Source organism: Rossellomorea sp. NS-SX7 (assembly GCF_052828565.1).
Map to the genome: position 1 here is coordinate 2,375,034 of NZ_CM128249.1, position 23,466 is coordinate 2,398,499.

26 protein-coding genes are annotated in these 23,466 nt (G+C 41.8%); all 26 read right to left on the bottom strand.

From position 1 onward, the window contains the following. Positions 1 to 16: 16 nt before the first annotated feature. The 26 genes from ypjB to ACUXV2_RS12015 all read right to left on the bottom strand — a co-directional run bounded on the left by ypjB (position 17) and on the right by ACUXV2_RS12015 (position 23,306). Positions 17 to 805 carry a sporulation protein YpjB gene (gene ypjB, locus ACUXV2_RS11890; protein ID WP_446243421.1) on the bottom strand — a complete coding sequence of 263 codons (789 nt, stop codon included), beginning with the start codon at positions 803 to 805 and terminating at the stop codon, positions 17 to 19. A 68-nt stretch (positions 806 to 873) separates the two neighbouring features. After that, positions 874 to 1,473 (bottom strand): DUF1405 domain-containing protein, encoded by a 600-nt coding sequence (locus ACUXV2_RS11895; RefSeq protein ID WP_446243422.1) that lies wholly within the window; start codon positions 1,471 to 1,473, stop codon positions 874 to 876. Between the two features lie 73 nt (positions 1,474 to 1,546). After that, on the bottom strand, positions 1,547 to 2,323 hold the full coding sequence (locus ACUXV2_RS11900) for a c-type cytochrome (protein ID WP_446243423.1): 777 nt from the start codon (positions 2,321 to 2,323) through the stop codon (positions 1,547 to 1,549). Positions 2,324 to 2,369: 46 nt separating this feature from the next. Beyond that, positions 2,370 to 3,044 (bottom strand): menaquinol-cytochrome c reductase cytochrome b subunit, encoded by a 675-nt coding sequence (gene qcrB, locus ACUXV2_RS11905; RefSeq protein ID WP_446243424.1) that lies wholly within the window; start codon positions 3,042 to 3,044, stop codon positions 2,370 to 2,372. A 13-nt stretch (positions 3,045 to 3,057) separates the two neighbouring features. Continuing rightward, the gene (locus ACUXV2_RS11910) at positions 3,058 to 3,567 is read right to left on the bottom strand and encodes a QcrA and Rieske domain-containing protein (RefSeq protein ID WP_446243425.1); all 510 of its coding nucleotides are present in this window, start codon (positions 3,565 to 3,567) and stop codon (positions 3,058 to 3,060) included. Positions 3,568 to 3,709: 142 nt separating this feature from the next. Further along, positions 3,710 to 4,171, bottom strand: coding sequence for a YpiF family protein (locus ACUXV2_RS11915; protein WP_446243426.1), 462 nt, complete (start codon positions 4,169 to 4,171; stop codon positions 3,710 to 3,712). A 144-nt stretch (positions 4,172 to 4,315) separates the two neighbouring features. Then, the gene (locus tag ACUXV2_RS11920; protein ID WP_446243427.1) at positions 4,316 to 4,864 is read right to left on the bottom strand and encodes a ReoY family proteolytic degradation factor; all 549 of its coding nucleotides are present in this window, start codon (positions 4,862 to 4,864) and stop codon (positions 4,316 to 4,318) included. Between the two features lie 108 nt (positions 4,865 to 4,972). Continuing rightward, positions 4,973 to 6,232, bottom strand: coding sequence for a tetratricopeptide repeat protein (locus tag ACUXV2_RS11925; RefSeq protein WP_446243428.1), 1,260 nt, complete (start codon positions 6,230 to 6,232; stop codon positions 4,973 to 4,975). Positions 6,233 to 6,301: 69 nt separating this feature from the next. Continuing rightward, positions 6,302 to 7,201 carry a hypothetical protein gene (locus ACUXV2_RS11930; protein WP_446243429.1) on the bottom strand — a complete coding sequence of 300 codons (900 nt, stop codon included), beginning with the start codon at positions 7,199 to 7,201 and terminating at the stop codon, positions 6,302 to 6,304. A gap of 105 nt (positions 7,202 to 7,306) precedes the next feature. Then, positions 7,307 to 8,596, bottom strand: coding sequence for a 3-phosphoshikimate 1-carboxyvinyltransferase (aroA, locus tag ACUXV2_RS11935; RefSeq protein ID WP_446243430.1), 1,290 nt, complete (start codon positions 8,594 to 8,596; stop codon positions 7,307 to 7,309). 142 nt (positions 8,597 to 8,738) lie between these two features. Next, positions 8,739 to 9,842, bottom strand: coding sequence for a prephenate dehydrogenase (locus ACUXV2_RS11940; RefSeq protein ID WP_446243431.1), 1,104 nt, complete (start codon positions 9,840 to 9,842; stop codon positions 8,739 to 8,741). 214 nt (positions 9,843 to 10,056) lie between these two features. Further along, positions 10,057 to 11,157 (bottom strand): histidinol-phosphate transaminase, encoded by a 1,101-nt coding sequence (gene hisC, locus ACUXV2_RS11945; protein ID WP_446243432.1) that lies wholly within the window; start codon positions 11,155 to 11,157, stop codon positions 10,057 to 10,059. A 50-nt stretch (positions 11,158 to 11,207) separates the two neighbouring features. Further along, entirely contained in the window at positions 11,208 to 11,576 is a 369-nt protein-coding gene (gene aroH, locus ACUXV2_RS11950; protein ID WP_446243433.1) for a chorismate mutase, read from the bottom strand. Between the two features lie 158 nt (positions 11,577 to 11,734). Beyond that, positions 11,735 to 12,838, bottom strand: coding sequence for a 3-dehydroquinate synthase (gene aroB, locus ACUXV2_RS11955; protein ID WP_446243434.1), 1,104 nt, complete (start codon positions 12,836 to 12,838; stop codon positions 11,735 to 11,737). Beyond that, positions 12,839 to 14,011: a chorismate synthase gene (gene aroC / locus ACUXV2_RS11960; protein ID WP_446243435.1), complete on the bottom strand. Its 1,173-nt coding sequence runs from the start codon at positions 14,009 to 14,011 to the stop codon at positions 12,839 to 12,841. It lies immediately after the preceding gene. Positions 14,012 to 14,257: 246 nt separating this feature from the next. Then, positions 14,258 to 15,031 (bottom strand): CheR family methyltransferase, encoded by a 774-nt coding sequence (locus ACUXV2_RS11965; RefSeq protein WP_446243436.1) that lies wholly within the window; start codon positions 15,029 to 15,031, stop codon positions 14,258 to 14,260. A gap of 215 nt (positions 15,032 to 15,246) precedes the next feature. Next, entirely contained in the window at positions 15,247 to 15,693 is a 447-nt protein-coding gene (gene ndk, locus ACUXV2_RS11970; protein WP_446243437.1) for a nucleoside-diphosphate kinase, read from the bottom strand. A 103-nt stretch (positions 15,694 to 15,796) separates the two neighbouring features. Then, positions 15,797 to 16,759, bottom strand: a complete 963-nt coding sequence (gene hepT, locus ACUXV2_RS11975; RefSeq protein WP_446243438.1) for a heptaprenyl diphosphate synthase component II — start codon at positions 16,757 to 16,759, stop codon at positions 15,797 to 15,799. Positions 16,760 to 16,791: 32 nt separating this feature from the next. Beyond that, on the bottom strand, positions 16,792 to 17,496 hold the full coding sequence (locus ACUXV2_RS11980) for a demethylmenaquinone methyltransferase (protein ID WP_446243439.1): 705 nt from the start codon (positions 17,494 to 17,496) through the stop codon (positions 16,792 to 16,794). Positions 17,497 to 17,501: 5 nt separating this feature from the next. Next, a complete protein-coding gene (locus ACUXV2_RS11985) occupies positions 17,502 to 18,314 on the bottom strand; it encodes a heptaprenyl diphosphate synthase component 1 (protein WP_446243440.1) in 813 nt (270 codons plus the stop codon). A 227-nt stretch (positions 18,315 to 18,541) separates the two neighbouring features. Further along, complete coding sequence (gene mtrB / locus ACUXV2_RS11990; protein WP_446243441.1) at positions 18,542 to 18,763, bottom strand: trp RNA-binding attenuation protein MtrB; 222 nt, start codon at positions 18,761 to 18,763, stop codon at positions 18,542 to 18,544. 19 nt (positions 18,764 to 18,782) lie between these two features. Then, positions 18,783 to 19,349, bottom strand: a complete 567-nt coding sequence (gene folE / locus ACUXV2_RS11995; protein ID WP_446243442.1) for a GTP cyclohydrolase I FolE — start codon at positions 19,347 to 19,349, stop codon at positions 18,783 to 18,785. 234 nt (positions 19,350 to 19,583) lie between these two features. Next, positions 19,584 to 19,856 carry an HU family DNA-binding protein gene (locus tag ACUXV2_RS12000; RefSeq protein WP_032087878.1) on the bottom strand — a complete coding sequence of 91 codons (273 nt, stop codon included), beginning with the start codon at positions 19,854 to 19,856 and terminating at the stop codon, positions 19,584 to 19,586. 790 nt (positions 19,857 to 20,646) lie between these two features. Further along, positions 20,647 to 22,125 (bottom strand): stage IV sporulation protein A, encoded by a 1,479-nt coding sequence (spoIVA, locus tag ACUXV2_RS12005; protein ID WP_446243443.1) that lies wholly within the window; start codon positions 22,123 to 22,125, stop codon positions 20,647 to 20,649. Between the two features lie 249 nt (positions 22,126 to 22,374). Then, positions 22,375 to 23,085, bottom strand: coding sequence for a hypothetical protein (locus ACUXV2_RS12010; protein WP_446243444.1), 711 nt, complete (start codon positions 23,083 to 23,085; stop codon positions 22,375 to 22,377). Positions 23,086 to 23,108: 23 nt separating this feature from the next. Beyond that, positions 23,109 to 23,306: a DUF2768 domain-containing protein gene (locus ACUXV2_RS12015; RefSeq protein ID WP_175991197.1), complete on the bottom strand. Its 198-nt coding sequence runs from the start codon at positions 23,304 to 23,306 to the stop codon at positions 23,109 to 23,111. Positions 23,307 to 23,466: the final 160 nt, after the last annotated feature.

Sequence of the window (23,466 nt, forward strand, 5' to 3'; positions counted from 1 at the left end):
CGCTATAAAGATTCTGTCAATTTTTTTGCCGCTCCGAGCTGCGTTCTTCTCCCTGCCCTTTATATTTTCTCCAACCTACATAAGATAATGTAGAAACAATGATGCTCCCGGTTGATATGATCACCCACCAAAGTGATGGATCCGCTTCATCTTCCTTTTTATTTTCAAAAAGATGTTCAAGATCTGTTTGAAGGGTTGATAATTCTGCCATTGCATCTGTACTTTCCAGGACTTGATGACGATAGTGGTCCAGATAGGTTATCCTTGCATCCAGAGCCTGTGCCTGGTCTACAGGTATATCAAGTTTGATGCTGGGCTGGATGATATTATATTTAGCCAAAAACATATTCAGCTCTGTATGATACCGTTCGCTGTTTCCACTTTCTGCTGCCGTTTTAACCCCTTTAAAAGCTTCCATGAGGGGGTCTTCCATTTCAACCCAGAGTGGCTGATAATGACTTGATAATGCATCCATAACCAACCGGAACCTTGTGACAGCATTCACCTTTTGTTCAATGCCGGCACCTGCCTGGTTAATGGTTTCTAATGCCAAATTATGTGATATCGTCAGGATTCTTAACTCGTCCATCGAAAACGATTGGTGCATGCTTTGTTCAGTAAACTCTTCGGAAAAATAATTCAATAAATGCTTTGCTTCTTCGTATTTTCCTACTTTGGTCATCTGGAGTGCCTGATCGGCAATATCATCAAGTTCATTAACTGGAGACGGAGCGTGATCTGCTAGAGTGAATTGCGGCACTGAAAATAAAAAGAATAGAATAAACACTGCTTTCAAGAATTTCATACTTGTCCCCCCTAAAACTACTAATAAAGTGTATGAAAGGGTGGACAAGAGTAGACCAAAAAAACCTACTAAAAGTTGGGGTGCAATGTGGAACGCGGCGTTTTTTGGGTGAAGTAGTAAGCTAGTGCAATCGATGCAATGCTCAACCAGAAAGTGAAATAGCCTATGTTCTGTATGTATAGAAACAGTTTGGAATAAACAGGGAACTGCATGTAAACATAGTCAATCATATCATTATGCAGGGTCCATAGAGCTCCGACAGCCAAGTGCCATAACTTTACCCGATAAAACGATGAATACAAAATGCCCTGTACTGCCATGGCTCCATGGGAAGCCATCAGCATATATCCCTCCCAAGGCAGTTCTCCGCTTACCCACAGTGTAAGCAGGTTCATGACGACAGCCCAGACGCCGTACTTAAATAATGTGATGAGTGCAAGCACTTCAAGGAGCGGCCAATTTCTTCTCAACAAGAATGCGACAAGCACAAAACAAAAAAAGAGACTCGCAGTTGGGCTGTCGGGTACGAAAATCAGAAATTGCTCAGGAGTATTCCTCAATTGAGGTATATACCAAACATACCCATAAATTGTCCCTACTAGATTTATAATGAGCAGCATCCATAGAAATGTTTTATTCGTCAATATGGAGAAAAGCCAAGAAATCATCTTTCTTGCCCCTTTCTTTCAATGGGTTTCAGTGTAGAAAAAAAGAGCCAACAAAAGCTGGCTCTTTTTTAAATTATTCTGCTTTTAAGCCTGAGATGAATTCAGCCAATTTATCAAGCTCTTCATCCGTGCCTTTGAATAAACCTGCCGGCATGCCAGGAGGCTTACCATTTTTAGCGATATCTTTAATTTCATCCGGGCTTAATCCTGTACCAACTAGAGAAGGTGCAGCAGCTCCGCCTGTCATGTTTTCACCGTGACATGTAATACAGCTGTTTTTCTCATCAGCATAGATTTTGTAGCCCTCAGCTTCTTTGTCTATTTCCGCTTCCGCGACGATCTTCCCTTGTTCTTTCGCTGCTTCCCAATCGTGGTGGGCAACAGATTCCCAAGTTAAGAAGTACGTAGCTGCAAGAGCCAGAAGCATGAATCCTGTTGCAAATGGACGTTTTGTCGGACGGCGTTCAGGTCCTCTGTCGATGAATGGTGCAAGAAGCAGCGCACCAAAAGCAATTCCTGGAATGATGAATGCTCCGATAACGTTATAAGGTCCAGATGCATAAGTGTATTTAAGTAATTGGTATAAGAATAAGAAATACCAGTCTGGTAATGGAATATATCCGGTATCTGTCGGATCGGCTACACGCTCCAGCGGTGACGGGTGAGCGATCGTTAAACATAGATAACCGATTAGGAAAACAGCTCCAACCAGCCATTCTTTTAATAAGAAGTTCGGCCAGAAAGCTTCTGTTTTTCCAGGGAACTCCGAATAGTCTTTAGGAATATTCGGTTTTCTGTCTGCAGGCACACGAGAATCCCCTACAAACTTCATCCCTTTTCCTCGATGCATAGTGTCCCCCTCCTTCTAATTTAGGTTTATAAATTTTGATCGTATCTTATAGCGGTCCTGAAATACCTTGCTTACGGATCATCAGGAAGTGAGCTCCCATTAATCCAAGTAAAGCTGCAGGCAGGAAGAATACGTGGATAGCGAAGAAACGTGTAAGTGTTTGCGCACCGACAATTGTCGAATCCCCTGCTAATAAGATCTTCACTTGCTCACCAATGAATGGTGTAGCTGCTGCGATTTCAATTCCAACCTTCGTCGCAAATAGCGCTTTCATATCCCACGGCAAAAGGTAACCGGTGAATCCAAGCCCTAACATAACGAAGAAAATAAGTACTCCTACAACCCAGTTCAATTCACGAGGTTTTTTGTATGCACCTTGGAAAAATACACGTAGTGTATGTAAGAACATCATTACGATAACCAAACTTGCTCCCCAGTGATGCATTCCGCGGACAATTTGTCCGAATGCTACTTCATTTTGCAGATAATACACAGATTCCCAAGCGTTTTTAATATCAGGTACATAGTACATAGTCAGGAACATACCTGATAATATCTGAATCACGGTAACGAAGAAAGTCAAGCCGCCGAAACAGTAAACAAAAGCAGAAAAATGATGCGCCGGGTTTACGTGCTCAGGTACTTCGTGGTCCGCAATATCTCGCCACATAGGCGTAATGTCCAAACGCTCGTCAACCCAATCATAGATTTTGTTCAGCACAGATTACGCCCCCTTACTTAACATATTTATTTGGTTCAGGTTGTCCAAGGTATAAAATACCGTCTTTCTCTTTTGTCGGATATGTATCCAACGGTGCTGTCGGTGGTGTACCAGGTACATTTTTACCGCTTTTCTCATACAGACCACCATGACAAGGGCAATAGAACATATTCGGGTTGTTCTTGTCTCCGGCCCAGTTGACTGTACATCCAAGATGTTTACATACTGGTGAAAGAGCAATGATTTTACCTTCCTTGTTCTTATAGACCCATGCAGTTTGAGTTACTTCTGATGTGTACCACGCATCTTTTTGTTCATAAGAATAGTCGACACGAACAGGCTCATTTGTTATTTCTGACACTTTTTGCTTCGTCGCTATAAAGTCTCCTGCTGCTGAAGTTTTCAACACGGGATCGACAGCGAATCGAACCATCGGCATTAGCATTCCCGCAGCCATGAAACCGCCTACACCCGTAAGTGTATAGTTAAGGAATTGACGTCTAGATACACGTTGCTTGCTCATCCTTTTCCCCCCTCTATCGCGTAAGGTAAGTCCATCGGACATATTTCGCACAAATATAAAACTAGGACATAACTATGATATATTAAAGTCATTACAAGGTCAATAACTCAATAAACTAAAAGATGGATACAATGTGAAGTTTTTATGAATTTTTTTGCCAATTTTGTACAATGACATTCAGGAGCTGTTTCACCTGATCTTCCATGATCGAATGCTTATACTGTTCGTCCAAATGTTCTAGTGGAATGGACGGAACCCATATCAATTGGTCATTCAGAGTCTGTTCTGATTTTTTCCAGCCACTATCCGATGTAAGAAAGAAAACATGCTTCACTCCGCTCTCTTTCAAGCTTGTCTCCCAATCCTGTAACTCCCCTGTCTTACCTTCGGTGGTCCCCATCAGATAAGTGAATGGAGGCGTCATGATCATCCGTCCCTTGAACTGTCTTTCCAAATGGAAGGTCAACAATGTAATAAATTCAGTCTGGGCAGCGGAAGCCTTGATTTCATTTGAAAAATCAATTGGGATAAGGGGGATCACAGCTGTATCTATGTATTCTTTCTCAGTTTCAAACACTTCAATATCTTTAACATTCCAATTCATCTTATTCCCTCACTTTTTCTATTCTTTAGCACCTCCCATCATATCATTTAATACAACCCCATTAAAAGAAAATTCACTTATTCTGTAGTATGTACAATATTTTGGAAGGTATGACTGACAAGAAAAAAGAATGAAGGAAATCCCTCATTCTTTTCTTTCGAGTTTATTCAATTCTTTCGTTAATCTATTGAAGGATTCTTTATCACCTTCATCCAGAGCACGATCAATTGCATCTAATAGACGATTCTTTTGAAATGAGTGCAGACTTTCTTTTAAGAACTGTTCTGCCACGATACGGTCCTTTTCATTTATCAACAGGTACTTCGGCATGAACGGGTTTTCCTCTAACACTGCCGCGAATTGATAGCTTGAATTGGCTTTGCTGAAGTTTAGTTGAATATAAATATCTTCATCTTTGTTTAAACGAATATCATGAAATGATTTTTCAGCATCTGTTGTCATGATATTCTCTTTGTAAAAACGGAATGGAACATCTTCGACACAATGGGTCGACATGACTAAGCCCCTCGGACAATATTGGGATTCCTCCACAAAATGGACTTTCTTCATCAACTGATCATGACTCATCAAATAATTCAATATCCAGACACATTCTCTTCTTTTCAATTGATAGCGATTTAAAAACCAGCGAATAAATTCTTTCTTCTCGTTGACAGAAACAGGGGTGGTCATAGGTTTCCCTCCTCTGCGAAATCCAATTTAATTAATATACGGAGTCTCATGCTTAATTTCCATCATCCATTTGCAGCATTTACCGGCCTGTTGTCACGCTCATAGTTGTCAGTCCTGTAAACGTTCAATCAAATCCTGCCATTCGTCATTTGAAGGATCCATATCTAGGAGTTGTTTATATACTTCTATCGCATCTCCTCTAAGTCCTTCTTCAACCAGGAATTGACCGAACTCTGTCAGGAACTCTTCGTGATTCTTAAAATAAGTATATGCAGCACGGTATTGTTTTAATGCATGATTATATTGTTCAAGCCCTTCGTATGCTTTTGCAAGATCCCAGGTCAGCTGCGGTTCCTCTTCTCCTTCTGCCGTCAGCATTTGAGCGATTTCCAGGACATCTTCAAATCGATCCTGTGTAAAGAACAGCTTGTTAATAAGGAGCGCCGCTTCTACATAACCGGGGTCGAGCGCCAAAGCATCCCTGAGGAATTTCTCAGCTTCTTCATCCAGACCGAGCTTCAATGAGATCTTCCCTCCGAACAAGCTCAATTCCTTGTTATATTCATCCTGCTTAATCCCTTCATGGATGACGTTAAGGCTTTCTTCCAGTTCTTCCTCATGCTCATAAGCCTTGGCAAGCAATAAATACACGGAATGATAATCGGGGTCGAGTTCTTTTACCGAACTAAACTTCTCGATCGCCGTTTCATAATATCCCGCCTGATAAGCTGTAAATGCATAACCGAACAGCGTATTGATTTCCAGGTGCTCGTCAAGCGCCTTTTCATAATGGGTCAAAGCCTCTTCAAAAGATCCTCCGACGCTATAGGCTTCAGCCAGCCTCTGATGAATATACGTACCGCCGATTTCAGTGGTGCCGTGCTCTATTAAATAACTGTAGTATCTGATCGCTTCCAAAAATCTGCCCGTTTCAGAGTAAAGCTCCCCTAAACCGAAATGAATGACAGGTTCATCCGGCAGCAGGTCCTTTGCCTGCAGGAGTTTTTGCTCACTGACTTCGAACAGACCCTGCATTTGATATAAGTCTGCCATTAACAACAGGGCACGGGGATAGGAAACGTCATCTTCATCTATATGGGAAAGCTGCTCGATAGCATCTTCCTCCATATCCATTTCCACGAGCACCTCCGCCAGTTCGATGATCAGTTCACCCTCCCCTGGATAATACAGCAGTAAATTTTCATATAACTGCTTGGCTTCCTCCAGAAACCCCAGATGGTGCAGCTCTTCCGCCAGGCTGAATTTTTCTTCATGACTGCCAAACTTCAATGTTTCATTAAAATGTTTTTTTGCTTCTTCTAAATGACCTTCTTCCAAAGAAGTCAACATTTTTTCACCATGTGACATAATTAATTCCTTTCTATACTACATAGTTTTTCTATCTTACTATTCAACTGCTCCCTTTATCTGGGCACATCAGGTAAAAAAGCCCGGAGTCTGTATGCAGAGCTCTTTTCCTGCACCAGGATAAAAGTAGCCTTGATCATTTAAATAGTGATACTTCCCTCTATTCATTGTACATTTTAGTACATGACTTTCATAATGAAATGAATTTCCGGCCGATGACGGCTGTTCATCGGATTTCATATAGAGGTTATAACTTAATTCTCCACCTGAGAGAAAATTTCCTCTATGTGGATACATGCCAATTTTTTTCAATTGTTCTAATGGCAATGGGACTTTTTGCTGGATTTCTTCTGAAAAATGGGGAATGTTCTCGTATTTCATCGTTTTTTGCCAAATCTTAAGATGCTTTATTTTTTCCTTTTTGTCCAGGTTTGTCGTAAAAAAGGGGACAAAAGTAATGCGATAATCATTCAATAAACCTTTTATCCAGCCCCACTTAACAGATGTAAATGCCTTAATGTCATCCAGTAAAAGCCATATGACCGGCACTTTATTCCGCTTACACAGGCGTATGACATTGACGGTTATCAAATGTGCCGGAGAAATGAGTCCTATCGTGTAATCGAGGGGGCTGCTCAGGAGAGATGTTCTTCGCGCCTCCAACTTTTCCATAAATTCGAATTCGTAGGCTATCCTAAAGGAAGTAAGAATGGTGGTACACCCTTTTGCAATAAAGTGTTCCAAAAAATAGGCCTTGAATGAGGAGAAATCATGATTGACTGGGAGGGCAGTGTCACACATGACATGTGACGGTGTCATGATGAAAGGCGAGACATTTAATCTAATGTGATTGTAATATGAAAAACGTTCCCGAATCGCTGCTATTCGATTATCTTCCACCAGCAAAGATATCTGGCCGATTCTGTCGTGACTGGCATAGTCAGCATTTTCTATGATATATTTACTCATCTCTTCACCTTCCTTTATAGACAAGCTATGAAGAAAAGTAACGGGAAATGACTTAAACATAATTTTACGGAAGAAGAGCTTGTCTTCTTCCGTAAGTAACAGAAACTATTCCACTAATTTCCCAAGGTCTTCAAAGAAATTCGGATAAGAAATTTTAATGGCATCCGCATTTTCTAAGTATACGGGCGACTCAGTGATTAAGGACGCGACAGCAAGGGTCATTCCAATCCGGTGGTCACCCCAGGAATGAACCTCTGCTCCTTGTAATGATTTCTTCCCTTTGATAATCATTCCGTCGTCTGTCGCTTCTATGTCTGCACCCAGCTTCTTCAGCTCCTGCACGACAGCATCGATTCTATTTGTTTCTTTTACTTTCAATTCTTCTGCATCTTTTATGATGGTGGTACCTTCAGCTTGCGTCGCCAGTAATGCAATGACCGGTATTTCATCGATAAGAGCGGGAATCAAGTCCCCTCCTATCTCGGTCCCTTGGAGTTCGGACGTTTCAACCATAATATCCCCGATTCTCTCTCCAGAACCTGGCCTTTCTGTAACTTCCATTCTCGCACCCATCTTTTTCATCACCTCGACGATACCGGTCCTTGTCTCATTTAGTCCTACGTTCTTCAACGTAATGCTGCTATTTGGAACAATCGCCGCCGCCGTCATGAAGAATGCGGCACTTGAAATATCACCCGGCACATACACTTTTGCCCCTCTGAGGACTTGTCCGCCACGAACTTTGATGGTATCTTCCACCCTCTCGACTTCTCCTCCAAATTCAACGATCATCTTTTCTGTATGGTCCCTTGTTCTCTGGGGTTCGACGACTTCCGTCACTCCGTCTGCCTGGAGCCCCGCTAACAGGATAGCGGATTTTACCTGTGCGCTGGCAACAGGCAGTTTATATCTGATCGCTTTTAAGTTCCCTCCACGAATGGACAACGGAGTGAAATTAGCTTCGTCACGCCCATCGATGGCTGTTCCAAAAAGTTTCAAAGGATCCGTCACTCTTTTCATGGGACGTTTCGCAATGGATTCATCACCAAGCATGACTGAATGAAACGGTCTTCCCGACAATAAACCCATCATCAGTCTGGTGGTGGTACCTGAATTTCCTGTATCCAGTACTTCAGATGGTTCAGATAAAGAATCCCACCCATTTCCTTCCACCGTCACTTCATCAGCATTTATATCAATTTTCACTCCTAATTTACGAAAACAGGAAATGGTGCTTAAGCAATCTTCTCCCATCAGGAAGTTACGGATCGTCGTTTTCCCTTCTGCTACAGAACCGAACATGACTGCGCGATGAGAAATGGACTTATCTCCTGGAACTTGAAGTTCGCCATTCAAGCCATGTTCTGGCTTTGATAATTTTAATTGGTTCTCCATTGTTCTCCTCCTTGTTCTAGGATTTCTTGTACAACTACAGATCATTCTTCTGAATAAAGCTGGGGGAATCGTGCATTTTTTCGAAAGGGATGAAATCCCCCCTTGCCGGCACCCTATATGGGCAATGATTTTTAAACAGCCCCTAGTCTAAGAACAGCTCATAATTCGTTTTTTCCTTAAGACATGCAGCAGCTTGTTCACGGTCTTCCATCGTTTGAAAGCTTATGACCAAAACCCCATACAGGTCTTCCCGCGTTTCTAAAATACGGATATTGGTCAAACTGATCCGTTCTTCCGCTAAATATGCTGTCACTTCAGAGATGACACCAGGATAGTCAGGAACATCAATATATAAATCATAAAAGGCTGGAATGGCTCCTTTTGAAAGGACAGGAAGCTCATCCCGAAATACCTTGGCTTCATTGAAGTAACTGTAAATCCTTTCTGAATCATCTTCACTGATCATGTCCATGACTTCTTCCATTTCCATTTTCCACTTTTCCATAATGTCCAACAATACTTTTTTATTCTGCAGTGTAATATCTTTCCACATCACAGGGTTGGAAGATGCAATTCTCGTTATGTCACGGAACCCTCCGGCTGCAAGTCTTCTTAAATAAGGATGTTCAAGTGATGACCCTTTTGCCTGATGGACAAGTGAGGCTGCGATGACATGGGGAAAGTGGCTTATCATTCCCGTTAACTCGTCATGTTCTTTTGGGGGGACGATCAAAAACTTCGCGCGCGTTCCTTTCAGCCATTCCTTGAGTGTTTCAATTTCAGAATCCCCACCGGCACCTGAGGGGGTGAGCATATAAAAGGCATTTTCAAATAAGATCTTCTTCGCCGCAGTCACTCCGCTCTTATGAGATCCCGCCATCGGATGACCGCCGATAAACCTGACACCCTTTTCCTTTAACTGCAGGGACGCTCTCATTATTTGCTCTTTGGTGCTGCCAGTATCCGTAATGATGACATTTGATTTCAAATCTGTATTATGTAATTTTTCCAGTATTATTTCTGTTTGGGTAACCGGGGTCGAAATAATGATGAGATCAGCCTCTTTCGCTCCCAGCTCCATTTCCGGGGATAATTCATCGATCACGCCCAGTGTTTTTGCGAGCCGTAACTCTTGATCATTCACATCATGCCCGATTATGGTTGCATCAGGATGCTCCTCTTTTATACAAAGAGCGAGTGAACCGCCAATAAGTCCCATCCCGATAATCAATACTTTCCCTTCCATTCGATTTCTCTCCCTTGATTGCGACATCACTTAGACTTCTTGTATAAAGAAACTGTCCATATCTTGTGGTTTTTTATGTAAAGCTGATTCCTTTTACGATACCTTACACTTAACAATCAACTTATGGATTCAGCCTTTGAAAAAAAGCCGGAAAGGTTCATCAATTCTGTGATACACCATCCGGCTGTTTACCATTCAATTTTCAAATCAAACATCAATAGTGTTTGGCAAGCGCAAGAAACTCTTTCATTAAGGTGATTAATTCTTCGTTTTGTTGTGGCGATCCAACCGTTATCCTGACTGATTGAGGGTATCCCAGCGCTTCACCGGATCGAACGATGAATCCCTTACTCATCAGGAATTGGAATACCTCGTCACCACTGACACCAAAATCAATCAGGATAAAGTTCGCTTGGGATTTCATGTATTTTAGCCCGCTGCTTTCACAAAACGCATAAAACTGCTTAAGCCCTTCCCGGTTCTGCTCTCTGCACTCTTCAATGAATGTCTGATCACCCATCGCTGCAGCTGCGGCCCCCTGACCCAAAGCATTATTATTGAAGGGTTCCCTAATCGGTTCCAATTTACTGATCACGTCAACACTTCCAACTCCATAACCAACTCTGAATCCTGCTAATCCATAAGCTTTTGAAAAGGTCCTTGTTACCAATAGTTGCGGATACGCTCGAAGCAATTCTATTGAATCATAATAATCTTCCGCCGTAACATATTCATAATAGGCTTCATCCAATACGACAAGCACATGTTCAGGAACGCGGTCAAGAAAGTGCAGCAGTTCATCTTTACGGATGTATTCCCCTGTAGGGTTATTCGGGGAGCACAGCCAGACAACAGCAGTGGTATCATCTATGCTGTCAATCATTTTGGCAAGCTGATGCCTTCCTTCGTCGTCGAGAGGGACCTCCCTTACTTCTGCTCCCTCGACAATTGCGTTATGTTTGTATTGAGGAAAAGTAGGCACGGCCATCACTGTGCTCTTCGAACGGTCGAGCAAGGCTCTTGAAATCATTTGAATCACTTCATCAGAGCCATTCCCAAAGAGCAGCTGCTGCGGCTCCACGTTTAAATGGCCGGCTACCTTCATCCGCAACTGTTTCGCATAGCCGTCTGGATAGATAGCATGAGAAAGAGCTGCAGAAGAGATGAATGTCTGTACGTTTGGTGAACATCCAAAAGGATTTTCATTCGAAGCAAGCTTCACTACCTTTTCAAGGTTAAATTGTTCTTTTACATCTTCCATCGTCTTTCCGGGTTGATATGCTTTTAGATTGTGTAACTGTGTTTTCCATTGCATATACAAAACTTCCTTTCAATCCGTGTTTCAGCAGACTATTTTAGATATACTTATTCCTCATTAAGCAAATCCGGTCTTAATGAGACTGCATTTTTCAAATAAACATGCTGGATATCTTTTTGAGATGTAGATGTATTATAGTGGATCATCACCCTAATACAGCGTTCCAGTCCTCCTGGGACATCCAGTTCCTGCATACACATCACCGGTACGAACTTCCAGTCTTTAAACTCCCTCATTGCTTTGGCAGGGAATGTTTCCTTTATATCCGGAGTAGCCGAAATGAAGACGGATGCCACTCTATCCGGATCAATGTGATTATGTATAATCATCTGGTTCAGCAGTTCATGAGTCGCAAGGAGGATTTCTTTTGCTCCTTCTTTTTCAACGGTAGTCGCTCCCCGGATTCCTCTCATCATCTTATCTCACTCTCCCTCTTTCTATTGTGTGTCTGTAGACACTTCTTTTGTAACGGACTTCGATTTACGCCGATAACCCGTGGGCCTCTTTTGGACGTTCATACCTCGCTGGTCTTCCAAGTCCAGCTCGGGGCAACAGCCATCGTCACATGGGAATGTTAGAGATGTCCAGTCCTTTTGTGGATTTCACGGATAAATTGGTCAGCGCCGGCGAGTCCTTCTTCAGGCACCTTCATCAGTACGGGATCACCAATATTGTTTAACAGGACGAATACCGGCATGCGGTCTTTTGATTTTTTGTCGCTTTTCATCTTTTTCAGAAGTTGATCGAATGTAATATGGGACGGGATAGACAAATCGTAACCCAGTGATATCACCCAATCGATAAACTCTTCCAGGTTGAACGAGAGACCGCAATACTTTTGACTAAGGTAAAGAGCATATATCATTCCGATCATGACCGATTCACCATGAGTCCTGTTCCCATACCCGCTGGCACTTTCAACGGCATGTCCATACGTATGGCCGAAATTCAGGAACGCCCGGATTCCCTCTTCTTTCTCGTCTTTTGATACAATATTCCCTTTGACTTTGATCCCTTTGAGTAATGAGTCCAGGACAAAGTCATCTTGAAGCCCATTTACAGATGTGAAATTTGATTTAAGTTCATTCAGGAATGAAGCATCTGATAAGAAAGCGTGTTTGATCACTTCCGCATAACCTGAAAGAATTTCTTCAGCAGGAAGGCTGTTAAAATAGTTCAAGTCGAAAAAGACGCCCTCTGGTTGATAAAATTGACCCACCATATTTTTCCCCATTGGATGGTTGATCGCCACTTTCCCTCCAACAGCACTGTCATGCGCCAGTATGGTGGTCGGTACCCCGATGAAAGGGATCCCCCTCATGAACGTTGATGCAACAAATCCAGCAAGATCCCCGATTGCACCGCCGCCAAAAGCAATTACAAGAGCCTTTCGGTCAACATGGTTACTCAGACCATGTGTAATCGCCTCTTGATATACATCAAAGCTCTTTGCTTGTTCTCCTGAAGGGGCCTTATAGATTGTTACAGGTAAAGACCGCTTGAGTTCATCTGCAAAATGTTTCCCATGAATAGAAAAAACTTCTTCATCTGCTATGACCCAGACAGTAGAAACCTTAGGAAACTGAGAAGAAATAAAATGGATGATTTCTTCTGTCATTCCTTTTCCAAGCAGTACTTCGTATGACTTCGAGGGAGTTTTCACTCTGATTCTTTCCATTTAATATTCCTTCGTTTCTTTTCGCAGTGTTTCAACATCCCTTTGAAGCTTTTCAAACTGATCACTGTGAAACTGTTCTGTTATCGCTGCTGCAAGTTCCCATGCCACTACCGCTTCAGCGACTACACTTGCCGCTGGGACGGCACAGCTGTCAGAACGTTCTATACTTGCTTTAAATGGCTCTTTAGTATCGATATCCACACTTTGCAGCGGTTTATAAAGTGTCGGGATAGGCTTCATTACACCCTTGACATGGATAGGCATCCCGGTTGTCATCCCGCCTTCAAAACCTCCGAGTCTATTCGTTTTTCTGTAGTAGCCTTTTTCCTCACTCCACAGAATTTCATCGTGAACTTCACTTCCGGGTTTTCTGGCCATCTCAAATCCCAGCCCGAATTCTACACCTTTAAATGCATTGATGCTCATGATTGCACGAGCCAGTTTGGCATCCAGCTTTCGGTCATAATGCACATAACTGCCGACCCCTTCGGGCATGCCCTCCACGATGACTTCTACGACTCCTCCAATCGAGTCGCCGTTTTTCTTTGCTTCGTCTATTAAATTCATCATTTTGTTTGCCGCTTCACTGTCCAGGCAGCGGACAGGAGATTCTTCTGTTCTATCTTTTAAATCATTTATTGAATCGTATTTTACATCTTCAGCTTTAATTCCACCGATTTCAAGGACATGTCCGACAACTTCTATGCCAAGCAGGTTTAATAATTTCTTGGCTACAGACCCTGCAGCTACCCGCACAGTCGTCTCTCTTGCTGAAGATCTTTCAAGGACATTCCTAAGGTCGCGGTGGCCATACTTCATACCGCCAACCAAATCGGCATGACCAGGTCTCGGACGTGAAATCTTTCTTTTTACTTCTTCTTCTTCTCCAGGCGATATTGGCTCTATGCCCATCACTTTCGTCCAGTGTGTCCAATCTTTATTCTCGACTACCAGTCCCAGAGGGGAACCAAGAGTATATCCGTGCCTTACACCTCCGACTATTGAAACGCGGTCTTTCTCTATCTGCATTCTTCGTCCGCGTCCATAGCCTTTCTGTCTTCTAGCCAAATCTTCGTTGATGTCTTCTGCTTCTAACGGCATTCCAGCCGGCAAGCCTTCGATGATCGTCGTCAATTGCGGACCATGAGACTCTCCTGATGTTAAATACCTCATAACACTTTCCCCCTTCAACTCGTTAAAGAATTATGTACCAATATAACATAAGTTTTATATTCATTCCTAGTACTATGTTTAAAAAATTTTGAAGATTGCACTTGCACTGCCAACCTCAAATTCTCACTAATCTTCTTTAATTTTGAACGTATCAACAAATGGACAGCATCGCCATAAAAAGAAAAACGATGTAATAAAGTGCTTCGCGGAAAGATACTGCGAGCCTCTATTTCACCGTTTATTGCATTACATTTTTTTATAAAAGAATGTATCCTCAGGTTGGAAGCCGTATTGGGCAGGATTGAAGATCTGCTCAGTACTTCCGACGAAAAATACCCCACCTGCCTTGAGTGAAGCATTGAACTTTTTATACAATAGATCCTTCGCTTCTTCAGTAAAATAAATCAATACGTTCCTGCACACGATCAAATCAAAGTCGTAGTCGAAAGCGTCGGCCAACAGGTTTTGCTGTTTGAACGTCACTGCATTTCTAATTCCCTCATCAACCCTATAAAGAGAACCTTCCTCAGTGAAGAACTTACGCCTGATTTCCGGTGGGACTTCAGCCAGGGAGCGTTCTGGATAAACTGCATGCTTTGCCCGCTGCAGTGCATTCCCATCCAAATCTGTCGCCAGGATTTTTAAATTGGTCATTGGAATGTATTTCGAAAGCATCATGGCCAACGTATAAGGTTCTTCTCCTGTTGAACAGGCTGCACTCCATACTTTTAATGAATGTTTGTCTTGCAGGAGCCTTGGCAGGATTCTGGTCTCCAGGACCTCCCACCTTTTATGATTCCGGTAGAATTCAGAAACATTAATAGTCATCCGGTCCAAGAATTCCGCCATTTGCTCATCATCAGAGCTGATTAGCTTATAGTATTCTTTAAAGCTTGAGTACCCCTTTTTTTCATACAGGGCCGTTAATCTTCTTTTCATTTGCGCTTCTTTATAAAAGGATAAATCAATTCCAGTCTTTCTTTTTATTCCTTTAATAAAATCACTATAATCATTTACCATTCCAAGTCACTCTCTCTGCATTTATACTGATTTAATTATGTATATAAGATATATCGAACAGAGGTGGAAATTATTAATAATAAATGTCAAAATGGCAAAAGCGAATGTTATACTGAATGGCGTTTTTCGCTTCTATTTCTGAGGAGATCATCAAAACTTAAAAAAGACAAGTCAACAATGACTTGTCTTCTCATATTTTCTATTCGGAATGTGGATTAGTAGATCCACTCATTCATTAGCTTTGAATATTCTACAAGCTCTTCTTCTTTAAAGAATAAGCCGATTTCCCTTACAGCGCTTTCTGGAGAATCCGAACCGTGGATGATATTCTTTCCAACTGTCAGACCAAAGTCACCGCGAATTGTTCCTGTAGCAGCATCCTTAGGGTTTGTAGCACCCATCATTCCACGAGCTGTAGAAATGACATCTTCACCTTGCCATACCATAGCAAAAACAGGACCAGAAGTAATGAAGTCGACAAGTTCACCAAAGAAAGGTCTTTCTTTATGCTCACCATAGTGCTCCTCTGCAAGTTCTGTAGAGATGCTCATAAGCTTAGCTCCGACTAATTGGAAGCCCTTTTTCTCGAAACGTGACACGATATCACCGATTAACCCTCTTTGTACGCCGTCTGGCTTTACCATTAAAAACGTTTTTTCCATCTTCCCCACTCCTAATTATGTATGTATAGTCTGTCCGAGGACGTCCCACGAAAAATATTAACACTGTTTAGGGATTTTGGCAACGTTTCCATTTTAAATTTTCTTAATATTTTCTTTTGCCGATAAAGTTCGCAATATTCTTCAAGGTCTTCTTGGCCCTGTTCTGGGGTAAAAACTCTAAATCTCTTAATGCTCTGTCAAGATACATCCTGCTGACGCGATGAGAGCGTTCGATTGCATCCGAGGAAAGGATCGATGAAATCACCGTTTTCATTTCTTCTGCGGTAGTGTTTTCGGAAACACGTTCGATTTCAGCTTTAAGATCAGGGTTTTCCATCGCATATAAAATCGGGAGCGTGATGTTCCCCTGCCATAAATCACTTCCTGCAGGCTTCCCTAGCTCTTCCTCGCTTGCTGTAAGATCTAATATGTCATCAGTAATTTGAAAGCTCATCCCGACGTTGTATCCAAAGCGGAACAATCTTCTATGTACTTCCTCCGGTGCTCCTGATGCAATTGCTCCCAATTGACAACTGACAGCTATCAAAAGTGCAGTCTTTCGTTTAATCCTTAATAAATAATCCCTCAGATTTTGATCGTAACGGTACTTATCTTTAATTTGAGCAATTTCACCCTTACAAAGTTCCACAATGGTATGGGAAAGGATTTGATGAGCTTCAGGATTCTTGATATTCGTCATATATTCCAGTCCGCGCGCAAAGATATAATCACCGGTATACATGGCAATCCTGTTATCCCACTGCGCCTTTATCGTCGGTCTCCCTCTTCTAAGTTCAGCATCATCAATCACATCATCATGGACGAGGGAGGCCATATGAATCAGTTCCAAGGCAACTGCGGCGTTTTTCACCTTGTCAATATCGTAATCCCCGAATTTTGCTGAAAGCAATACAAAAACGGGACGGATTCGTTTTCCACCCGCTTGCAAAAGATGAAGGGATGCTTGATTCAAGAGTCGTGAATCCGATTCGATTGCTGATTCAAGTTCCAATTCAATTTGGTCTATGTCTGTTTTTAAAAAGGAATAAATCCTGTTTAGCTTCATAGTTAATCCACCCAGTTTACTGATTTACGTATCTATTTCTTATATCCGACATGCATAGCAGCCACTCCGCCGCTATAAGGTTTAAAATGTACATTTTCGAAACCAGCCTCTTTAAACAAGTCAGCCAACTCCTTCATTCCCGGGAAGTCCCTCGCGGATTCCTGCAGCCAGGAATATTCCGAAAAACTTTTCGCAAAGATCCTTCCAAACACAGGCATGATAAATCTAAAATACATATAATAAAGCTGCCTGAAACCAAACATGGTGGGCTGCGATGTTTCAAGGCAGACAGCCATTCCGCCAGGTTTCAATACACGGTTCATTTCCTTCAATACTTGTAAGTAGTCCGGAACATTCCTCAATCCAAATCCAATCGTGACATAATCGAACGTATTGTCTTCAAAAGGCAGCTCCATAGCATTACCGTGAATAAGCTCAATATTGTTTAAATGCGATTCTTTTACTTTCTCTACCCCAATTGACAGCATATTCTGACTGAAGTCCAACCCGAATACTTTTCCTTTTTCCTTCACTTCTTCACCGAGTGCAAGGGTCCAATCTGCCGTTCCGCAGCAAACATCCAAGGCGTCGGATCCTTCTTTCACACTCATATACTTCATCGTTTCTTTCCGCCATTTTTTATGCTGCTGGAAACTGATTACTGAGTTCATTTTGTCATAGTTTGAGTAGATCTTTTCAAAAACGCCATGAACTTTTTGTTCTTTCGATTGTTGCATAACGATTACCCTTCTTCCGCATATAGTTTCGTAGTAGCAAGAGGCTCAGTGAATGGAAGTAATTCAATAAGTATCTCTCTGACCCCGGAGGGTACAAGATCTTTGGTGTCCAACCGAACTGCCATGTCTTTATGAATCTGATCCATTGTTTGATCAATGACGGATAACAGGTGATCGTCTTCCGGCTGCCCATTTGAGTGTTTCAAAACAGACACAAGAGCATTGGTGAAGATGGTATCCTGAGAATTCATGAGTGCAAGGCGTTCTTGTGAGAGTCTATTGTATAAAAAGGCGTCTGAAAGAAGAGGAACCCAGTCTTTCACATGAAAAAATTCATAGAAATGTGCAAAGATTGACGTTTCGATGATCCTTACATTTTCCATTAATTCTTCGATTGATCTGCACTCTTCTTCTTTGTACATCGATATCTTACATTCATTAATTTTCTTGATTGCGTTCGATAATGTTTCGATCAGAGCTACATCCTCTGTATCTGCAAGCGTTTTATAATAGAGACTGCTAAAATATACTCCTGCAAGCACAGTTAACTGTCTTTCTTTCAGAGAATCCTGTTCAGAAACCGTTACCTTTTCGTGGGTCTCAAGGGCAACATGTAAAAACATAGCAGTAGAAATCCACTTCATTTCCTGTTGTGTGAGCATCCGCTTTCCATTCACGAAAGGAAGAAGCAGATAGCTGATGCGATTACGATCAATATACGGCTGATCGATATACTTCTTAAGATAAGAGTGGTACAGCTGCTCTTCTATGTATTGATGAATGATATCCGCTTGATGAGTGTAATCAGTGAATTTCATACCCTATTTCCCCATTTCTACTATGTTTCACACGATAAATTTCAGCAAAGAATATTATACCATAAAACTTTCATTAATAGGGAATCATCGACTATCCCCTGCACTCTTCGATGTACTAGTGGATTAGATCTTCAGCACATGTAAGTGGTCCGGATAATGGTCGACTCCCATATAACAAAGGGGACGACTAAGAATGATGGTTCTTGGTTCGTCCCGCGTGTCGGATCCTATTTTTTGTTTTCACTTTCCATCTCACCATAACTGGTCAGAATCGTAGCCTTCCCTCTCACCTTGATGGCAGAAGTATGATCGGTGAATTGGGCAATCATCACTTCACCTTTATCCAGTTTTTCCGAATGATGAAAGCGGGTATCGGTACCTCGAGTAAGACCAATTACGTTAACACCGTCTTCTGCAGCCTTAATGACTACATAATCATTTGAATTCATTAGACCAACTCCTGTACTTTTACTTCTTTATAAATGAAAGCACTTCGTTCCGCGCTTGTGAATCCTCTTTGAATGTCCCGCGTACCGCAGTCGTCACTGTACTTGAGCCAGGTTTCTTTACCCCTCTCATTGTCATGCACATATGTTCTGCCTCCACAACTACCATCACACCATACGGTTCAAGTGTTTCCATAATGGATTCAGCTACCGTTGAAGTGATTCGCTCCTGAAGCTGCGGTCTTCTCGCAACAGATTCTACGGCTCTTGCCAGCTTGCTAAGGCCGGTCACTCTTCCATTCCGGGGTATATATGCGACATGTGCCTTACCATAGAATGGGACGAGGTGATGCTCACACATTGAATAAAAAGGAATATCTTTGACAAGGACCAGTTCTTCGTGTTCTTCACTGAAAATGGTTTCAAAATATTCTTTAGGATCATGATCTATTCCAGAAAACACTTCTGCATACATCTTTGCCACGCGTTTAGGTGTATCCAAAAGTCCTTCTCTATTAGGATTTTCTCCTATTGCTTCAAGTATTAAACGCACTGCTTCTTCTATTTGGCTGTGATTGACTTCTGCCATAATGTTGTCCTCCTACTATCACTTAAAGAAATAAACTAACATTGTTAATATTAGCATAAGCCAATAAAGTCATCAAAGCCTAGTGTTTTAGAAGTTAATAAAATTCAGAAATCCATTTGAGTTTTAAAACATAATCTTAATGATTATGTCCATACTAGTCAAAACTGCCTTTTACACAAAAAGAAAAAAAGACCGCATAAAATGCGGTCTTTTCCTAACGCTCAAAGTATGTAATTATTTTACAGCTTCTTTAAGCGCTTTACCTGGTTTGAAAGCAGGTACTTTGCTAGCTGAGATTTCGATCTCTTCACCTGTTTGTGGGTTGCGACCTTTACGGGCTGCACGCTCACGTACTTCGAAGTTACCGAATCCGATTAATTGTACTTTATCACCGTTTGCTAGTGATTCTTGAATTGTATCGAAAACAGCGTCAACCGCTTTAGTAGCGTCCTTCTTAGATAGCTCAGCAGCTTCTGCAACAGCATTGATTAGTTCTGTCTTGTTCATGCCATTCACCTCCTCCCAAGGAAATGTCTCAGTCATGATTCATTTACTTTAATATCATTAGTAAACAACTTTAGCGGATTCTATACATAAAGTATAGAAAAATCGCTTGAAAACGTTGCTGAATCAATATTCAACAACAATTCTGTTAAAAGATTATCACAATAGAATGGGCTTAGCAAGAATAAATCAAGAAATAATGGGAATCTTTTCTTATTTGATACATAAATGTAATAGAATCTCCTCTTTTTCCCTTTATATTGCTATTTCTTCAAGTGTTTCTTCCTGATGTAAGCGTTTCATCATCCCCATTGCTCTTAAACAGTTCCCATTCTTTCAAGTGGTTAAACATTGTCACTAAAAATTGAATTAAGAATTTTTTATAGATGGAGGCTAGTACCAGGACCGTTCCTTTCCGCTGCAGGCACAAGATTCCCCGGGGAGGAAGTCGAGCCTCCTCGGCGTTCTGCCTGCGGGATAGAAAAGCGGAGGCGGTTCGCACAGCCCCGACAAGCATAAGATGAATGGGCCGGGAAGGCGCTCTTGGCCTTCTTGGCCCATTTAGCTTATGACCTCGAGGGGCTAACCGCCGGAGCTAGACAAGTCTCGACTTTTACTCTATTTCCCGTCGGAGTCAAATGCCTTCCGCTACAATCCACTCCGTGGTGTCAATTTTGTTACCACTAATCAATCGAGTTCCAACATCACAAGTTACCTTCCATCTTAAATCCCCTATTGTATTTAAAAACTATCCATACAAAAAAAAGACCCTCCTAAGAGAGTCCAAAAAAGTTTATAGGATAATAGCGATCAATCCGCCGGAGCCTTCATTGATGATTCGTTCAAGTGTGTCTTTTAATTTATATCTTGCATTTTCAGGCATTAAGGACAGTTTGGCCGAGATGCCTTCTCTTACAATGGAGCTCAAGCTTCTTCCAAAGATATCCGAATTCCAAATCGACAGCGGATCATCTTCGAAATCCTGCATCAGATAGCGTACCAGTTCTTCGCTTTGCTTTTCCGTACCGATGATCGGTTCGAACTTGGATTGTACATCCACCTTGATCATATGGATCGAAGGAGCGACTGCTTTCAGGCTAACCCCGAATCTGGATCCCTGACGGATGATTTCCGGCTCATCCAGGCTCATGTCATTAAGTGACGGTGCCGCGATCCCGTATCCTGTCTGTTTCACCATTCGGAGTGCGTCTGAAATCTGGTCATATTCTGCTTTTGCATGAGCAAAATCCTGCATAAGTTCAAGCAAGTGATCCTTGCCCCGTATTTCCACACCTACGATTTCTTTTAACACTTCATCATAAAGTTCATCCGGGGCATATAAATCGATTTCTGCAATCCCCTGCCCCATATCGATACCTGCGAGACCCGCTCTTTCAATATGCTCAAACTCACTGAAGTAGTGAACGACGCGGTCTACGTCCCGTAGCCTCTTGATATCCTTGACAGTTTCTTTAACAGCTTCCTGATAATTCTGGCGCAGCCAATGTTCTTCTTTTAATACCATGACCCAGCTTGGTAAATTCACATTCACTTCAAGTACCGGGAATTCGAATAATGCTTCACGCAGTACATTCAGCACATCTGAATCCCTCATACTTTCCACACTCATTGCAAGAACCGGGATATCATATTTCTCCTGAAGCTTCACTCTCAGTTCTTCGGTTTCTGTGGCATGTGGCCTCGCGGAGTTGATGACCATGATAAATGGTTTCCCAACTTCCTTTAACTCCTCGATGACTCTTTCTTCTGCTTCAATATAGTCACTTCTTCCAATTTCCCCGATCGATCCATCCGTCGTGACCACCACACCGATCGTGGAATGCTCCTGAATCACTTTCCTGGTGCCGATTTCAGCTGCCTCATGAAATGGAATCGGCTCTTCATACCAAGGGGTATTGATCATCCTAGGACCATTCTCATCCTCATATCCCTTCGCACCAGGTACTGTGTAGCCGACGCAGTCTACTAATCTCACATTCACATCCAACCCCTCGTCCACATGCACCGATATTGCCTGGTTAGGGACGAATTTAGGTTCTGTTGTCATGATCGTTTTTCCTGCAGCACTTTGCGGCAGTTCATCCTGTGCTCTGGCCCGTTCTGACTCACTTGCAATATTAGGAAGGACAACAAGCTCCATAAACTTCTTGATGAAGGTTGATTTACCTGTTCTTACTGCTCCCACCACACCTAAATAAATATCTCCGCCAGTTCTTTCAGCAATGTCTTTGAATAGATCGACTCTTTCCAAGAGATTCCCTCCCATCTTATATTCCAGGGATGTTTCATCCGTGTATTCTGCCTCACATTTTATATTTATGATGTTGTCCTAATGACTTATGACTATTAATATGATTTTTTTACCTCCTTATGACTATAAATTGAATTTATTATGTCGCAGCAATTATGTTCAATTGAATTTGATGAAAGCTCCCTATAAAGGATGACATAAAATAATAACCCTTCTCCTACAATATATTTTGCAAGAAAAGGGTTATGCCTATTTTGTCATAAAGACGGGTTCTTTCTTTTCGTCAATCGTATAAGGAAGGGAATATGCTGGAACAAACACCGAGTCCTCAGTCAGTAACGAACGAATGTCTTCCCCTTGTTCAATGGTTTGACCGGTAGATTGGAGCTTTTCATACAGATCCATCGAATAGTCTACAAAGATCTCTCCGCTGCCGTTTATCACAAGTGGAAGCTTTTTGTTGGAATAGGGGCTGTCCACATAAACTTCTCCATCCAATCCTATCTTCTCATAGTTTAATTTGTATACATTGTGAGCTACCTGTTCTTTAAAAGGAGGGTAGCCTTGAGCTTTGATCCTTATTTTGATTTCCCTTATTTTTTCAGCCATCCGGAGATCAAATATCTTCACGGTCGGATTATCCTCTACATCCATTAAGACATACTGAAAAATCCCGCCGTTTTCGAATGCATTTCCTGGTATCTCAGATAAATACTGAGGTGCTATCTTTCTGAAGTCGACCGGATATTTTTGATAAATCGGTGTATCTTTATCCCTTGTCTTGATCGGAAGCAGACCGTTATTATCATTTTGGTATTGTTCTACCGCTTCTTGGACAGCTTTCACCTGGTTGTCATAAGGAATTTGATTCTGACTGAGATTCTCCTCAGGATAAAGACATCCGGATAGTATGGTCATAGTCAATATAAGGAGTATTCCGGTTAAAGAAACACGTTTCAATCTGCAAAACTTCCTTTCGCTTCTTAATAAGTCGGACCGCTGAAGACGATATAAATCATCATGAGGCCGCCTGCGATCATCAGTATGTATGCCATAAAAGCAGTAATAAAACGAATGAACTTTTGTTTGATTTTATAGCGGCTGAAATAAATCATCAGTATTGCAAGAAACATAAAACCCATCGATGCAAACGATATCCACATTTTCATCATAGAAGTCATGGTTCATCCCTCCTGTTATCGAATGTATTATATCACATGTCAAATCCAAATCGACTCTTGTTCAATAAAATGTAAGAAAGAGTTGTGCGAACGCATAAAAGAAGAGCGACCCAAGAATCCCGGACCTTCAAATGATCGATCGGGATTCTTAAGTTGCTCT

Coding starts and splice junctions, on each gene's coding strand:
- ACUXV2_RS11925 (WP_446243428.1), bottom strand. CDS start 6,232: ATGTCACATGGTGAAAAAATGTTGACTTCTTTGGAAGAAGGTCATTTA.
- mtrB (WP_446243441.1), bottom strand. CDS start 18,763: ATGAATTCAAATGATTATGTAGTCATTAAGGCTGCAGAAGACGGTGTT.
- aroA (WP_446243430.1), bottom strand. CDS start 8,596: ATGGAGAACCAATTAAAATTATCAAAGCCAGAACATGGCTTGAATGGC.
- ACUXV2_RS11915 (WP_446243426.1), bottom strand. CDS start 4,171: ATGAATTGGAATGTTAAAGATATTGAAGTGTTTGAAACTGAGAAAGAA.
- ndk (WP_446243437.1), bottom strand. CDS start 15,693: ATGGAAAAAACGTTTTTAATGGTAAAGCCAGACGGCGTACAAAGAGGG.
- ACUXV2_RS12000 (WP_032087878.1), bottom strand. CDS start 19,856: ATGAACAAGACAGAACTAATCAATGCTGTTGCAGAAGCTGCTGAGCTA.
- ACUXV2_RS11900 (WP_446243423.1), bottom strand. CDS start 2,323: ATGCATCGAGGAAAAGGGATGAAGTTTGTAGGGGATTCTCGTGTGCCT.
- ACUXV2_RS11930 (WP_446243429.1), bottom strand. CDS start 7,201: ATGAGTAAATATATCATAGAAAATGCTGACTATGCCAGTCACGACAGA.
- ACUXV2_RS11910 (WP_446243425.1), bottom strand. CDS start 3,567: ATGAGCAAGCAACGTGTATCTAGACGTCAATTCCTTAACTATACACTT.
- ACUXV2_RS11940 (WP_446243431.1), bottom strand. CDS start 9,842: ATGGAAGGGAAAGTATTGATTATCGGGATGGGACTTATTGGCGGTTCA.
- ACUXV2_RS12015 (WP_175991197.1), bottom strand. CDS start 23,306: ATGACTTCTATGATGAAAATGTGGATATCGTTTGCATCGATGGGTTTT.
- ypjB (WP_446243421.1), bottom strand. CDS start 805: ATGAAATTCTTGAAAGCAGTGTTTATTCTATTCTTTTTATTTTCAGTG.
- ACUXV2_RS11985 (WP_446243440.1), bottom strand. CDS start 18,314: ATGAAATTCACTGATTACACTCATCAAGCGGATATCATTCATCAATAC.
- ACUXV2_RS11965 (WP_446243436.1), bottom strand. CDS start 15,031: ATGGTAAATGATTATAGTGATTTTATTAAAGGAATAAAAAGAAAGACT.
- aroB (WP_446243434.1), bottom strand. CDS start 12,838: ATGGAAAGAATCAGAGTGAAAACTCCCTCGAAGTCATACGAAGTACTG.
- ACUXV2_RS11920 (WP_446243427.1), bottom strand. CDS start 4,864: ATGACCACCCCTGTTTCTGTCAACGAGAAGAAAGAATTTATTCGCTGG.
- aroH (WP_446243433.1), bottom strand. CDS start 11,576: ATGATGAGAGGAATCCGGGGAGCGACTACCGTTGAAAAAGAAGGAGCA.
- ACUXV2_RS11895 (WP_446243422.1), bottom strand. CDS start 1,473: ATGATTTCTTGGCTTTTCTCCATATTGACGAATAAAACATTTCTATGG.
- folE (WP_446243442.1), bottom strand. CDS start 19,349: ATGGCAGAAGTCAATCACAGCCAAATAGAAGAAGCAGTGCGTTTAATA.
- hisC (WP_446243432.1), bottom strand. CDS start 11,157: ATGCAATGGAAAACACAGTTACACAATCTAAAAGCATATCAACCCGGA.
- hepT (WP_446243438.1), bottom strand. CDS start 16,759: ATGAAGCTAAACAGGATTTATTCCTTTTTAAAAACAGACATAGACCAA.
- aroC (WP_446243435.1), bottom strand. CDS start 14,011: ATGAGGTATTTAACATCAGGAGAGTCTCATGGTCCGCAATTGACGACG.
- ACUXV2_RS11980 (WP_446243439.1), bottom strand. CDS start 17,496: ATGCAACAATCGAAAGAACAAAAAGTTCATGGCGTTTTTGAAAAGATC.